This is a genomic window from Rhizobium sp. BK619 (genome assembly GCF_014195245.1).
Classification (GTDB): Bacteria; Pseudomonadota; Alphaproteobacteria; order Rhizobiales; family Rhizobiaceae; genus Rhizobium; species Rhizobium acidisoli.
This window is the reverse complement of the sequence record NZ_JACIBH010000012.1, coordinates 101,581-115,895: the sequence shown is the minus strand read 5'-3', so window position 1 is coordinate 115,895 and position 14,315 is coordinate 101,581. Positions and strand designations below refer to the sequence as shown.

At 62.0% G+C, this 14,315-nt stretch carries 13 protein-coding genes; 5 read left to right on the top strand and 8 right to left on the bottom strand.

Annotated features, from left to right (window positions below; translation table 11 throughout):
- Positions 1 to 247 precede the first annotated feature (247 nt).
- The 7 genes from FHX14_RS22820 to FHX14_RS22790 form a co-directional block, all read right to left on the bottom strand.
- Positions 248 to 1,456 carry a cell wall hydrolase gene (locus FHX14_RS22820; RefSeq protein WP_184378853.1) on the bottom strand — a complete coding sequence of 403 codons (1,209 nt, stop codon included), beginning with the start codon at positions 1,454 to 1,456 and terminating at the stop codon, positions 248 to 250.
- Positions 1,457 to 1,722: 266 nt separating this feature from the next.
- The gene (locus tag FHX14_RS22815) at positions 1,723 to 3,621 is read right to left on the bottom strand and encodes a potassium transporter Kup (RefSeq protein WP_003588247.1); all 1,899 of its coding nucleotides are present in this window, start codon (positions 3,619 to 3,621) and stop codon (positions 1,723 to 1,725) included.
- A gap of 18 nt (positions 3,622 to 3,639) precedes the next feature.
- Entirely contained in the window at positions 3,640 to 4,617 is a 978-nt protein-coding gene (locus tag FHX14_RS22810; RefSeq protein WP_041671661.1) for a magnesium transporter CorA family protein, read from the bottom strand.
- 410 nt (positions 4,618 to 5,027) lie between these two features.
- Entirely contained in the window at positions 5,028 to 6,212 is a 1,185-nt protein-coding gene (locus tag FHX14_RS22805; protein WP_054181426.1) for an Mrp/NBP35 family ATP-binding protein, read from the bottom strand.
- 93 nt (positions 6,213 to 6,305) lie between these two features.
- Entirely contained in the window at positions 6,306 to 6,455 is a 150-nt protein-coding gene (locus tag FHX14_RS22800; RefSeq protein ID WP_156339774.1) for a hypothetical protein, read from the bottom strand.
- Between the two features lie 401 nt (positions 6,456 to 6,856).
- Positions 6,857 to 7,591 carry a LuxR family transcriptional regulator gene (locus tag FHX14_RS22795; RefSeq protein WP_003588256.1) on the bottom strand — a complete coding sequence of 245 codons (735 nt, stop codon included), beginning with the start codon at positions 7,589 to 7,591 and terminating at the stop codon, positions 6,857 to 6,859.
- 202 nt (positions 7,592 to 7,793) lie between these two features.
- Positions 7,794 to 8,591 carry an IclR family transcriptional regulator gene (locus FHX14_RS22790; RefSeq protein WP_184379036.1) on the bottom strand — a complete coding sequence of 266 codons (798 nt, stop codon included), beginning with the start codon at positions 8,589 to 8,591 and terminating at the stop codon, positions 7,794 to 7,796.
- Positions 8,592 to 8,697: 106 nt separating this feature from the next.
- Between FHX14_RS22790 and FHX14_RS22785 the strand changes: the two genes are divergently transcribed.
- From FHX14_RS22785 to FHX14_RS22765, 5 genes are all read left to right on the top strand, one after another.
- Positions 8,698 to 9,459, top strand: coding sequence for an SDR family oxidoreductase (locus FHX14_RS22785; protein WP_184378851.1), 762 nt, complete (start codon positions 8,698 to 8,700; stop codon positions 9,457 to 9,459).
- Positions 9,459 to 10,373, top strand: coding sequence for a 2-dehydro-3-deoxygalactonokinase (locus FHX14_RS22780; protein WP_184378849.1), 915 nt, complete (start codon positions 9,459 to 9,461; stop codon positions 10,371 to 10,373). Before FHX14_RS22785 ends, FHX14_RS22780 begins: the two co-directional genes overlap by 1 nt.
- Before the next feature lie 13 nt (positions 10,374 to 10,386).
- A complete protein-coding gene (locus tag FHX14_RS22775) occupies positions 10,387 to 11,028 on the top strand; it encodes a 2-dehydro-3-deoxy-6-phosphogalactonate aldolase (protein ID WP_003588262.1) in 642 nt (213 codons plus the stop codon).
- The gene (locus FHX14_RS22770; RefSeq protein ID WP_184378847.1) at positions 11,025 to 11,912 is read left to right on the top strand and encodes an SMP-30/gluconolactonase/LRE family protein; all 888 of its coding nucleotides are present in this window, start codon (positions 11,025 to 11,027) and stop codon (positions 11,910 to 11,912) included. The genes FHX14_RS22775 and FHX14_RS22770 overlap by 4 nt, the downstream gene beginning before the upstream one ends.
- A gap of 221 nt (positions 11,913 to 12,133) precedes the next feature.
- Positions 12,134 to 12,739 carry a PRC-barrel domain-containing protein gene (locus tag FHX14_RS22765; RefSeq protein ID WP_184378845.1) on the top strand — a complete coding sequence of 202 codons (606 nt, stop codon included), beginning with the start codon at positions 12,134 to 12,136 and terminating at the stop codon, positions 12,737 to 12,739.
- A gap of 133 nt (positions 12,740 to 12,872) precedes the next feature.
- Here FHX14_RS22765 and FHX14_RS22760 read toward each other — a convergent pair whose 3' ends face one another.
- Positions 12,873 to 14,237 carry an EAL domain-containing protein gene (locus FHX14_RS22760; protein ID WP_184378843.1) on the bottom strand — a complete coding sequence of 455 codons (1,365 nt, stop codon included), beginning with the start codon at positions 14,235 to 14,237 and terminating at the stop codon, positions 12,873 to 12,875.
- Between the last annotated feature and the right edge of the window lie 78 nt (positions 14,238 to 14,315).

Sequence of the window (14,315 nt, the reverse complement as noted above, 5' to 3'; positions counted from 1 at the left end):
CCCGCACTCCCGCTACCCCGGTCATTCGGACCCCGGACGCGAAGGTTGAAACCCTTCCGGCCCGTTCTGAAGTCGCGCGCAACATAGTTTTAGGGATTGGTATAGTCAAGGCGTAGACAGCTTCTGTCCAGCCATAAAATAATTTCGTCAAATCAAAGAGATAACTCGTTTCTGGGGCGATCTCTTAAATTCGATGGAAAGAATCCGCTTTTAAGCCCGGCAAATCGGCTTGCCGGAGCGATTTATCTCAGCTCCAGCCGCCGCCATAGGTGCGATAGAAGACGTGAAGACCGATGCGGCCGACCTTTTCCATGGTCTTTGCCCATTTCGGCCTGACATAGACGGCATGGTAATGCGTCGCCGAGCCCACCTGCGGCAGCCAGATCTTGCCTGATGTCACCGCCATCGCCACATCGCGGGCCATCCGCCAGTGATATTCCGAGTTCACCCTGTCCTTGATGCTGTCGCAGGCGAAGGAAAACTGGCAGCGGTTGCGCCAGTCCTCGTTCTGGTAGACCACGCCGCAGATGGTTTTCGGATAGGACGGGTTGCGGACGCGGTTGAGGATGACCTGGGCGACGGCCGCCTGGCCCTTCACCGATTCTCCCCTCGCCTCGAAATAGATGCCGGAGGCAAGGCACTGCTGCTCGCGGGCAGAAAAGACGCTCGGCGACAATATGCTGGCGGCCCAGGCATGGTCGCGCGGGCCGATCTGCGGGACGAAGCGGCCGCTATCCTGCTCGGTCAGAATGGAATCGAAAGGCGATTGGCGGGAATAGTCGGGTGCCGCCGGCCCATAGGCAGTGGCCAGGACATCGGCCTTGTCGCTGGTGACGAGGCTTGCGAGCATTGCCGGCACGCCATTATCGGTCACCACCGGCTGCTTCTTATAGAAAGAAGTGGCGATCTCGATTTCCTTGCCCTGGATCTTCGGCTTGACGAAAGCCGACCTGTCCTTGAGATCGAAACTCGGGGTGAAGAGCATCCTGGTGCGCTCGAGGATCGAGCCGGCGGAAAAATCCTTCGGCGGCTGCATCTTCTCGACGGCGACGACGCGGCCTTTCTTGGTGCCGCGGTTGACGCGATCCTCGTCGGGCGTGTCCTCGTGGCCTTTTTCCTTGGTGAAAGCGACCTTGCGGCCATCGGGAAGCACCATGCCGGCACCCGACGAGATCGAGCCCGTCACCGCGGGATCGGCAAAGGCAAGTTCGGCCTGATGGATCGAGCCGGCCGGTGAATTGGTCAGCACCATGCGCCAGTTCTCCCCCTCCCGATCGAGACCGGCCAGCATGGCGGCGAGATCGGCATGAGATGCGACGCTCGGGAAGATCAGCCAGCCGGCGAGCCCGAAGATTGCGGGCGACACCCAATTCTCGGGAAGAAGACGCAGCTTGCTACGGGGAGAGCTCTTTCGACGCAACACCAACTCCGGGCATGGAACGCGGGAACATTCCATCGAAAATCTCTCATTAACCTTGACGTCGGGTTAACGGGGCGTGCCGGAATGTGACCATGCGAAGTTTTGCATGTTCTAATGTGGCTTGTTTGACAGGGACGCATCCCCAATCTCTGTCATCCCGGGCCTTGAGCCGAGGATCCATGCCGCGGCTGCTGGTGGGTGCCGTATGGATGCTCGGCTCAGGGCCTGGGATGACGGAGGACGAGGTGGCGGAAGGAGCCAGACAGCGCAGACACGCGTGTCGGGAATGTCGCCCGCACCCATCAAATAATAACGTGCGACCCCAGTTCCACCACGCGGTTGGCCGGCAGGCGGAAGTAGTCCGAGGGGTTGGCGGCGGCGTTGGCAAGGGCGATGTAAAGCCGGTCCTGCCAATAAGGCATGCCGGATTTGGCGTCCGGCACCAGCTTGCGGCGGCCGAGATAGAAGGAGGTCGACATGATGTCGAACTTCAGCCCGGTCTTGCGCAGCGTCGCGAGCGCCTGCGAGACGTTTTGCGATTCCATGAAACCGAACAGCAGTTCGACCCGGGAGAAGCGCTCGGAAATCTGCTCGACCTTATAACGGTCCTGGCTCGGCACGCGCGGCTTGTTGACGGTGCGGATCGTCAGGATGACGTTGCGGTCGTGGAGCACATGGTTGTGCTTGAGATTGTGCAGCAGGGCGGCCGGGGCCGATTCCGGGTCGCTGGTCAGGAAGATCGCGGTGCCTGGAACCTGGGCCGGCGAATGTTCGCTCTTGCGCTCGATCGAGCTGACGAAGGAGGGGAGCGGAATATCGGTGTGGCGGGTCTTTTCCATCAGGATCGCGGTGCCGCGACGCCAGGTCCACATGATGACGGTGAAGGCGGTGGCGATCAGGATCGGGATATAACCGCCGTCGTGGATCTTCAAAAGGTTGGCGCCGAGGAAGATCAGTTCGAGCACGACCAGCGGCGCGAGCGCGATCACAGCGACCGGGAACGACCAGTTCCAGCGGGCACGAACGAATTCGAAGGCCATGATCGAGGTGACGACCATCGCACCGGTGACGGAGATGCCATAGGCGGTCGCCAGCGCATCCGAGGTCTTGAAACTCAGGACGAGGAAGATGACGCCGATGAACAGCACCGCATTGACCGACGGCACGAAGATCTGCCCGGTATTGGTTTCCGACGTGAAGAGGATTTCCATGCGCGGCAGGAAGCCAAGGTTGATGCCCTGACGCACCATCGAGAACGCGCCCGTGATGACCGCCTGGCTGGCGATGATCGTCGCGGCGGTCGCCAGGATGACGACCGGCAGCAGCGCCCATTGCGGAAACATCAGATAGAAGGGATCGGACATCGTCTCCGGCTTGCCGAGGACGAGAGCGCCCTGCCCGAGATAGTTCAGCGTCAGCGCCGGAAACACCAACGCGAACCAGGCCCACTGGATCGGGCGCCGGCCGAAATGGCCAAGATCGGCATAGAGCGCCTCTGCACCGGTCACCGTCAGGAAGACCGCGCCGAGCACGACGACGCCGTAAAAGCCCTCATGCAGCAGGAAGCTGACGGCATAATAGGGGTTGAAGGCGGCAAGGATGCCGAAATCGTCGGAGATATGGGAAATGCCGGCGGCGGCCATGACGATGAACCAGATGGCGGTGATCGGGCCGAAGAATCTGGCGACGGCGCCGGTGCCGCGCGATTGCACGACGAAGAGCAGCGCCAGGATCACCACCGAGATCGGCACGATATATTCCGCCAAACTCGGTGTGACGAGCTTCAGGCCCTCAACGGCCGAGAGTACCGACAGCGCCGGCGTGATCATCGCATCGCCGAGGAAGAGGGCAGCCCCCATCAGGCCGAGCAGCATCAGTATGGCGGTATGGCCGTTGGCGGTCTTCATCAGAAGAGCAAGCAGCGACAGCGTGCCGCCCTCGCCTTCGTTGTCGGCGCGCAGCAGAAACAGCACATATTTGATGGTGACGATGATCGTCAGCGCCCAGATCATCAGCGAGATCAAGCTGATGACCTCGAAACGGGTGACGCCGTCATGGGCGACGGGCTTCAGCGCCTCGCGAAAAGCATAGAGCGGGCTGGTGCCGATATCGCCGTAGACGACGCCGACGGAACCGAGCGCAAGATAGAACAGCTTCTTCGGCGTCATCTGGGATTCGTTCGGATGGCTCTCTGCGGACATGAAGTTGCAACAGGCTCCTCAGAGCCAGCCTTTCCAGCGGAAAAAGAAAAAGGGGATGACGGCTGATATCACCATCAGGGCCAGCGAATAAGGATAACCCGCGGCCCAGGCCAATTCCGGCATGACCTGAAAATTCATACCATAGATGGAGGCGACCAGTGTCGGCGGCAAGAACACCACCGAGGCAATCGAGAAAATCTTGATGATCGAATTCTGCTCGATGTTGATAAGACCGAGCGAAGCGTCGAGCAGGAAGGTGATGTTGCCTGCAACGAAGGCGGCATGCTCCGACAGCGACTGGATATCGCGCGAGAGAGTGCGGCAGAGTTCCTTCGTCTCGCGGTCCTGCTGGACCGCCGGGATCGTGTGAAAGAAGGTGAGCAGGCGGGACAGCGAACCGAGGCTGTCACGCACCTTGCTGATCATCCGGTGATAACCGGCGATATCGCGCAGCTTTTCCTCGAGGTAGTTCGAAGGCTTGCGCGTCTTCTTCGCCCGGTCGCCGAAGACATGCATCGACAGGATGTCGAGGCGCGCGACCGAGATTTCGAGAATCTCGGCGGTGCGGTCGACGATCGTCTCCAGCAGCTTGGCGAGAAGGGCAGCGCCGCTGCGCCAGTTTTCCGGCAGCCGGTGAAGGGCAGCGATGAACAGCGCAAAGGATTTGGGATGGGCATAGCGGATGGTAACCAGCCGGTTTCCGGCCAGGATGAAGGCGACATCGGTCAGCGTCGGCGCGTCGGTATCCGCCTTCCAGAGCAGCGAGGCGGTCATGAAGACGGCGTCGTTTTCGACGTAGAGACGGGCGGAGGGCTCGATATCCTTGAGATCATCACGGGTCGGAACCTCGATGCCGAGCACCTTCTCGACATAAAGCTCCTCGTCGCGGCTCGGCTCGATCATGTCGATCCAGACGACATCCTCGGGGAAGGATGCGGGATGCGACAGATCGCGAATCTCGACCGACCTGCAATTGGAACAGTAAGCGGTGATCACCGGCAGCCTTTCCATGCGGCCGCCAGCGCGGCAACGCGAGGGTCGCTCGTCCCAGGTCCCAGCGGAAGCGGATCAAAAAAGGTCATACAACTCCGGCTGCATCCAGCCTTAAAGGCCGGCATGCGCATTGTGCTCCACCGCATCGCAGCGATCAATCCTTTGATCGACAAGACAACTCCGAACTTGCAGGCGGGCCGAAATCTTCCAAACGAGGACGGCCGTCATTGAGCATCTGCAGCAAACGCCATCATGGCGCCGCGGCATATGCAGCAAAGCCGTGAAATAATCAAGACATCTTCCGTGAAGCGCGGCTTTTCACCACGTTGCCCCCACAATTTGGGGTACTGGCGGTCATGATTCGGACGCTAGGAGTGTCGCCCGGAGCAGCCGCACTGCTTGCGATGGCAGACCTATTCGAAGACGATCGACGGGGCGGCACGCTGGGTTTGGCCACCGAGCTGCTCCCAGACCTTGGTGGCGATGCCGCGATAGATGCCGGCAACGACGCCGTTCGGCTCGGAGGCGACAAGCGGCGTGCCGGCGTCGGAGGTCTCGCGAATATTCATCGTCAGCGGCACTTCGCCGAGGAAGGGCACACCGATGCGCTCGGCCTCCTTGCGGGCGCCGCCATGGCCGAAGATGTCATAGCGGGTGCCGGTATCCGGCGCGATGAAATAGCTCATATTCTCGACGATGCCGAGCACCGGCACTTCGACCTTGCGGAACATGTTGAGGCCCTTGCGGGCATCGATCAAAGCGAGGTCCTGCGGCGTCGAGACGATGACGGCGCCGGCAAGCGGCACCTGCTGGGCCATGGTCAGCTGCGCGTCGCCGGTGCCGGGCGGCATGTCGACGACGAGCACGTCGAGCTCGCCCCAGGCGACTTCGCGCAGCATCTGCAGGAGTGCCGACTGGACCATCGGACCGCGCCAGATCATCGCCGTCTCCTCGTCGACGAGGAAGCCCATCGACATGACCTTGAGGCCGTAATTCTCCATCGGATTGATGATGCGGCCGTCGATCTGGGTCGGACGGCCTGAAATTTTCAACAGCCGCGGCATCGAGGGACCATAGATATCGGCGTCGAGAATGCCGACGCGCAAACCGTTGGCGAGCAGGCCGAGCGCCAGGTTGACGGCCGTGGTCGACTTGCCGACCCCACCCTTGCCCGAGGCGACGGCGATGATGGCGCCGATGCCGGGGACGCCGATCTTGCCGGCCCGCGGCGGCTGTTGCTGCGGGGCGTGCGCGTGGCTACCGTGATCATGCCCGTGATGATCGTGGCCGGCATGTCCGTGCGGCGGGTTCGGCGCCGGGCGGGCCGCCGGAGCGGCGGCGGCCGCTTTCTTGTCTGCGGTCAGTGCGACCAGCGCGCCTTTGACACCAGGCATCGCCTTGACGACGCGCTCGGCGGCGAGCCGCATCGGCTCCAGCTCCTTGGCGCGATCGGCCGGAACGGTGATGGAGAAATAGACCTTGCCGTCGGAGATGAAGACGTCGGAAACCATGCCGAGCTCGACGATATCGTGCTCGAGATCCGGTCCACGCACGGTCTTCAGCGTTTCGAGAACCTGTTCCTTGGTGACGTCGGTCATTCCATCCTCACTGCTGCTTCTCTCAGACTAGAGCGCCGCGCGTCTTACAAGACGCACAAAGAGCGCTGTAGCACTTTGAATTACTGCATGATTTCAGCCTTCATCGATTCCGATCAAGACTGAAATCATGCAGTAGAGATAGTGGAGACGGACGCCTTCGCCAAACAAAATCATCGGCGGGAAAATCGATTTGCCGGCCTGCGAAAAGCGCCCCGGGGAGAATGGGCAATCCGTTGCGGCCATCAAGTCCGCCGGGCTTTCGCCCTGATGGCCGCAACGGTCTCCCCGAGAACCGGCGCAATCCGGGGCGAACTAGAGCAAGCCGACAAAAAGGCCAGCGAAAAATGACGAGGGAAGGCCAAATGGCGCGCAGCTGTGCAAGAGGCGGTGCCAAAACGCAACAACCGCCGCCGACACCGAAGGCTTGGGAAAAGCGGCATCGGCGTCGGACGGCAGTGTGCGGCCGCGCCATTTCCCTGGCGCTGGTCCAAGTCCCCTCTGGGCCTCTGGCAAAAGAGATGCAGAAAGCGTGCCAGACGGAAATCGGCGCAAATGGCACCGGCGCGGCGTGAGGATGGCCGGAAGCGGCCGGCATATGCTCACGCGCTGGGCGCCCGGCGACCAGCCGCTATGCCTTTTGCACCTTATTTGATCAGGCCGATCCGCAGCGCCTTGGCCACCGCCTGGGTGCGGTTGACCGTATCGAGCTTCTTGGTGGCACGGTTGAGATAGTGATTGACCGTGTGCTCGGAGAGGGTGAGGATTTCGGCGATTTCCGCACTGGTCTTGCCGGCCGCCGTCCAGTTGAGGCAATCGATTTCCCGGTCGGTTAGCGTATCCGTGATGCGTGTATCGAGGTTGCGGATCTCGGCGAGCCTGTCATAAACATGGATGGAGATGTAGCAGAGCTCTCGCATCTCCGCCGGGCTGAAGGGCTCGCGGTCGCCGGCGAAAGAGATGGCGCCGCGCACGCCGGATGGCTCATGCGTCGGGAAATAGGCGCCGCGCATCATCCTGAAACGTTCAAACAGCGAGGCGACGAGGATCGACTTACCGTCGTCGCGCGACCAGTTCTCGCGCGACATGTCGTAGAAAAAGGGCCGCGCCGATGTTCTGAGCCGCCTGAGAACCGGGCTGTTGACCAGCAGTCCCTCCTGGTCGTAGAGCGCCAGAAGCTCGGCCGGCCAGCTGGTGATGACGGTGCTGCCCTGGATATCCAGGGAGGTGATCGGCGGCAGGTTGAGAACCAGGAAGGCACGGCTGCGATAGGCTTCCGTCACACGTTTCAGGAACCGGAAAATATCGAACTGGGTCTTCAGGCCGGCTATTTCCTTGATGTAGTCGTCGTCTTCCTGGGATGTTTGCGACAAGGGTGCCATCACATTTCTTCATCTTCGGCGCAACGGCCGGTTCGATTGCTTCGGGGAATGACGATCGCTGATTGGATCACATGGAATCGGCCTCGCCGCAGAGGCGTTCGGCCGGTGAGTGGTTTTCGATTTCGCGGACTATTTACAGTTGTCGTGATTCGCCGGAAAATCTCAATATCGCCCTCATCATAAGCATGCTCTCCGATCGCATTTAGCGGCGCGGGCCGAGCCGAATGCGCATGTCGTCCATGATCCTCCCAGCTGCCAGCTGAACTGGAACGGACCACTGGCGCAGAAGTTCCATCGACAGACGGTAGGCCGGGCCGGTAATCGAAATGCCCCCGATAAAGGCCCGATCCTGCGACCATAGCGGGGCGGCGACACAGCGGATGCCGGCCTCATGCTCCTCGCGGTCGAAGGCATAGCCCTGGTCGGTGATCTCGCGGATTTCGGCAAGCAGCGTTTCTGCCGAGAGATGGGTCGAGGCGGTAAAGCGGGTGAAGTTCAGGCCGGCGAGAAGATCGGCGAGGAGATCGGCCGGAAGCAGGGAAAGGGCGGCCTTGCCGACGCCGGTGCAGTAACAGGGCGAGGCATTGCCGATCTGTGAATACATGCGCACCGGCTGACGGCCGTCGACCTTGTCGAGATAGATGATCGACTGGCCCCTCAAAACACCGAGATGCACCGTTTCGCCGGTCGCCTGCTGCAGATCGGCAAGGTGCGGCTCGGCAATCAGCCGGAATTCGTTGCGCGCCCAGCTGCGCGCGGCAAAATCGAGCAGGCGCAGGCCCGGCGCGTAACGGCCGTCGCCATCAAGCTCAAGCAGCCCTTCCTCCACCAGATGGCTCAACTGGCGATGCAAGGTGCCGCGCGGCTGGTCGGCAAGGGCCAGGATATCGGTGAAACGCAGCGGCGCGTCGGCATGGGTGACGAGATCGAGCAGAACCATCAGTTTGCCGAGCGTGCCGGTCTCGCGGGCCTGCGCCATGCTTTCGCCATTTGAATTCATCATCTCGTCCGCCCCTTGACAGCAAGGCCAGCATAATTCGATAATTCCATATAGTCAAATATAGTTCCAAATAATGGAACATCATAGGATATCAAAGGCGACGGCGATGCCAGCACAATTTCCGGAGTTCAGAGACCGAACCGTGCTGGTGACCGGCGGCGGATCGGGCATCGGTGCTGCGATCGTCGAAGGTTTCGCGCGCCAGGGCGCCAAGGTCTCCTTCATTGACATTGCCGAGGAAGCCGGCCGCGCGTTCGCCGAAAGGCTGTCGCGGGAGACGGCGCATCCGGTTTCCTTTCACCATGCCGACCTTCGCGACATCGAGGCGATCCGGCGCACCGTCGATACCGTCGTCGCCAATTCAGGGCCGATCCGCGTGCTTGTCAACAATGCCGCCTGGGACGACCGTCATGATTTCGACGCGGTGACCGAGGCCTATTGGGACAACAATCAGGCAGTCAACCTGCGGCATGTGTTCTTCACCTCCCAGGCAGCAGCGCCATCGATGCGGGCGGCCGGCGGCGGGGCGATCATCAATATGTCGTCGATCGCCTTCAAACTGAACATGGGCGGTTTTCCCGCCTATGCGGCGGCGAAAGCTGCAGTCGTCGGGCTGACGAAGAGCATGGCCGGCAGGCTGGGCCCGGAGAATATCCGCATCAACTGCATTTTGCCCGGCATGGTCGTCACCGAACGGCAGATGCAGCTTTGGCTGACCGAAGAGAGCGTCGCGCGTTCGGTCGAGCAGCAATGCCTGAAAGTCGCGCTCAAGCCCGACGCAATCGTCGGTCCCTGCCTGTTTCTTGCATCCGACTGCGCGGCGGGAATGACCGCCCAGTCCCTGATTGTCGATGGAGGCATTCTGTAATGGCTAATCCCGCTTATGTCGCGGTGGACTGGGGCACCAGCAGTTTTCGGCTCTGGCTGATCGGCAGGGACGGCAGCGTGCTTGCCGAGCGCCGCAGCGGCGAAGGCATGACGAGTGCGGCAAAAGCCGGCTTTTCCCAAGTGCTGGCAGGCCATCTCGCCGCCGTCGAGGCGCCCGAGAACCTGCCGGTGATCATCTGCGGCATGGCCGGTGCACGGCAGGGCTGGGTCGAGGCCGGTTATATCGACGTGCCGGCGCCGCTCGCCGCGATCCTGACTGCGGCAGTCTCCGTGCCGGGAGAAAGCCGCGACATCCGCATCCTGCCGGGGCTTGCCCAGCGGGATATGGCGACGCCCGACGTCATGCGCGGCGAGGAAACCCAGCTTCTCGGCGCGCTCGGCAACGCAAGCGCCGGCGCCCAGGCGGTCTGCATGCCCGGAACCCATTCGAAGTGGGTGCATGTGGGCGACGGCAAGGTCACCGGCTTTTCGACTTTCATGACCGGCGAACTGTTCGACGTCATCAGCAAACACACGATCCTTTCGCATGCCGTTGCCGGTGCTCAGGAGCAGCCGGCCGATGCGGCGGCCTTCGAAGCGGCGGTCTCCGCGGCTTTCGCGCGGCCCGCGCTTGCCTCCAATCTGCTCTTTACCGCCCGCTCGGGCCAGCTCCTGCACGGGATCTCGGCCGCATCAGCGCAGGCCCGGCTCTCCGGTACGCTGATCGGCCTCGAAATCGCCGGCGCGCTGCAGGATGCGGCCAACTCAGGCATCACGCTCGTCGCCTCCGGGCGCCTGCAGGCGCTCTATGAACAGGCCTTCAACACTCTTTCCCTTCCCTTCACCGCCATCGATGCGGACGCCGCCGTGCGCCGCGGGCTTTCGGCCGCCGCCGAAGCCATCTGGCCGAATTGAGAAAGCCGACACGATGAACCGTATCCCCTTCCCCGACATGAAGCGCCCGCTGATCGCCATCCTTCGCGGCATCCGGCCCGACGAGACCGAAAGCGTGGTTGGCGCCTTGATCGACAATGGCCTGACGGCGATCGAGATCCCGCTCAATTCGCCGGAGCCGTTCAAATCGATCGAGATCGCCGCCAAGATGGCGCCGCCCGAGGTGCTGATCGGCGCCGGCACGGTGCTGACGGTCGAGGCGGTCGACAGCCTGAATGCCGCCGGCGGCACGCTGCTCGTCACGCCGAATGTCGAGCCCGAGGTGATCATCCGGGCGCGCCAATACGGCATGGTGACGATGCCAGGCGTGTTTACGCCGACAGAGGCGCTCGCCGCAGCGCGGGCCGGCGCGACCGGTCTCAAATTCTTTCCGGCAAGCGTGCTCGGTCCCTCCGGCATCACGGCGATCCGGGCGATCCTGCCGCCGGAACTGACGATTGCCGCCGTCGGCGGCGTGTCGGACAAGAATTTCGGCGATTATACCAAGGCCGGCATCTTCGCCTTCGGTCTCGGCACCAGCCTCTACAAGCCGGGAATGACCGCATCAGAGGTTGCCGAGCGCGCCAAGGCGACCATTTACGCCTATGATGCAGCCATTGGGAGCGTGAGCGTATGACCGATATCTACGAGTTCGAGGGCAAGACCCTTTGCAACACCAATTCCGTTCTCGGCGAAGGCCCGACCTATGATCCGGACAGCAATACCGTCTGGTGGTTCAACATCCTCGGCAAGGAACTGCACGAGCTCAATCTTTCCACAGGCGCCAAAAAGGTGCATCCGCTGCCCGCCATGGCCAGCGTGCTCGCCCGTATCGACGCCGGCCGACAACTGATCGCGACGGAGGAAGGGCTTTTCGTCCGCGATGTGGCGAGCGGCAACCTGACCTTCTATGCCGCGCTCGAAAACGACAGGCCGGAGAACCGTTCGAACGACGGCCGCACCCATCCTTCCGGTGCGCTCTGGATCGGCACGATGAGCAAGCGGGCGGAAAACCAGGCCGGCGCCATCTATCACGTCGCTAGCGGCAAGGTAACGAAGATCTTCAATGGCATCAGCATCCCGAATTCAATCTGCTTCTCACCGGACGGCACGATCGGCTATTACACGGATTCCCGCCTCAACCGGCTGATGCGCGTCATGGTCGATCCGAACACCGGCATGCCCTCGGGCGAGCCGATCGTGCTGGTCGACAGCGCCGACGAGCCCGGCGACATCGACGGCTCGGTGGTCGATGCCGATGGCTATATCTGGAATTCCCGCTGGGGTGCCGGCGTCGTCGACCGCTACAATCCCGACGGGTTGCGCATCTCGCGCTACAAGGTTCCCGCCGTCCAGCCCTCCTGCCCCGCCTTCATCGGCGTCAATGCCGACCGGCTGGCAGTGACGACCGCCTGGGAGGGCCTCGATGAAGATGCCCGTTCTGCGCAGCCGAGCGCCGGCGCGCTGCTCGAACTCGGCATCGAGGTCAAAGGCGTGTTCGATCCGGTCTACGTGATCTGAAGACAGCTTGCCCGTAACAATCAGAGGCGCTTCCGGCCGGAGGCGCCTTTTCTCGTTCTGGTAGCGGTTGCGCGATAAATGTTCCGTGAAAATCGAGAAATTTTCCGTGTTTTCAACCGGAACCAATCGGCGCACCAGTCATTTTCCTTTCGAACCGGCGCGGCAATGACACAGAAATTGCTGCGTCAGCGACCACTCTAGGAACTGAAGGTAGGTTCGAAATGACACGCAAACTCTTGACGACCGTTGCCGCTGGCGCCCTGTTTGCCACGGCTTTCGCACCGGCGGCATTCTCGCAGGCGGCGCCGAAGCCGGCCGATCCGGCTGCGACGACACAGGCGGCTCCCGCCGATCCGGCAGCGCCGAAGCCGATGACCCCTGACGTCACCAAGCCCGCAGGCGATGCCGCACAGGCTCCGGCCGCAGCCCCGACGGCAGACACGGCGCAGGCCGGTTACATCACGGAGCAATCTCCCGACCAGGTCAGCGCTAATACCTATATCGGCCAGTCGGTCTATAACGGCAACAATGAAAGCATCGGCAGCGTCAACGACCTGATCCTCAAGAATGACGGCGGTTTCGTTGCTGCGATCGTCGGCGTCGGCGGCTTCCTCGGTATCGGCGAAAAGAACGTCGCCGTCCCGATGGAGAAGATCACCGTCGCCCAGAATACTCAGGACGGCAGCGTCAAGCTGACGACAAGCGAAACGGCTGAATCGCTGAAGGCCGCACCTGAGTTCAAGACGCTGGCCATGCAGTCGGCCGAAAAGGCTCCGGCTGCGACCGGCACCGACACCACGGCCACCGGCTCGACAACGCCGAAGTAAATTGGCGTTAAGACAGCCGGGCCAGAAAAACCGCGCGGTAGTATAGCGTAGGCGATGGCGCTCCTAGGGGCGCCATCGCTTTTTGCTATTGTCGGTCGTTGAGAAAACCGCTCACAGTTTTCGGCATCATGCATTATGCGCTGACACGTTCCGCCATGGATGAATCGTAATAGTTCTCGTGCAGGAAGCGCAGCGTGGCGATCCCGTCGGCCGGGCGGCCGAAGTGATAGCCCTGGCCCATGCCGCAGCCGAGCATGCGCAGCTTCACCGCCTCGGCATAATCCTCGATGCCCTCAGCCACGACTTCCAGCTCCAGGCCGTCGCACATGGTCAGGATCGCCTTGATGATGTGTTCGGAGGCGCGGTCGGAGTTGATGCGCGAAACGAAGGCGCGGTCGATCTTGATCTTGTCGAAGATGAAGTCGCGCAGGCGCCCGAGGCTCGACTGGCCGGTGCCGAAATCGTCGAGCGAAATACGCACGCCGGCGGCGCGCAGATCGGCGATGATGCGGTGGGCGGTATCGGCCGAACTCATCACCGCGGTCTCGGTGATCTCCAGCTCCAGGCGATGCGGATCGAAGCCGACGCGGCCGAGGATCGACAGGATGCTGCTGCTGGTGCCCGGATCCATCAGCTGCGCCGAGGAGAGATTGAACGACAGGAAGAGTTCGCGCGGCCAGGACAGGGCTGCTTCGGCGGCTTTGCGCAGCAGCGCTTCCGACAGCGCATCGATGAAGCCGCGTTCTTCGGCGAGCGGGACGAAGACGCCGGGCGAGACGAAGCCGAGATCGGGATCGTTCCAGCGCGCGAGCGCCTCGAAGCCGACCACCTGATTGTTGGAGAGCGAGACGATCGGCTGGAAATGCACGTCGATCGCGTCGGAGATGATGGCGTTTCTGAGCGCCTGCTCCAGCTGCGTGGCGCGCTTCATTTCCTGGGCGATCTCGCGCGAATAGACGGTGATCTGGCCACGGCCGCGGCGCTTGGAACGGTAGAGGGCAGTTTCGGCGCTCTTCAGCAGCTCCTCGCAGTCTTCTCCGGCGAACGGGTAGATGGCAAAGCCGAGGGAGGCGGAAAGACGGACGTTGCGGTCGCCGAGATCATAAGGGGCCGACAATACTTCGCGGATCATCTGGCCGAATTTCTCGGCACTCGCCCGCTCGAAGATCAGCGGCAGCACGAAGGCGAATTCATCTCCGTCGTGGCGGGTGACCAACGCGCCATCGGGAATGCAGGCCCTCAGGCGATGGGCGACCTGGCAAAGGATTTCATCCCCGGCAGCCGAGCCGAAGAGATCGTTGATCGGTTTGAAACTGTCGAGATTGGCGATGCCGATGGTGAAGGGCGCCGGGTCGCTGGCGCGCTCGGAAGAGATCTGCAGGACCTTGTCCCGCATGCGATTGCGGTTTCCCAATCCAGTGAGCGGATCGGTATAGGCCATCGCCTGAAGCTCATTCTGACCGACGGTCAAGAAAGCTGTGTCCGCCGATTTCATCATTCACCCGAGCTTTCCCGCGCCATGCAAAGAATGACCGGCATGTCTTAACAATTTGATAGTAAATCAGCAGGCATTGCC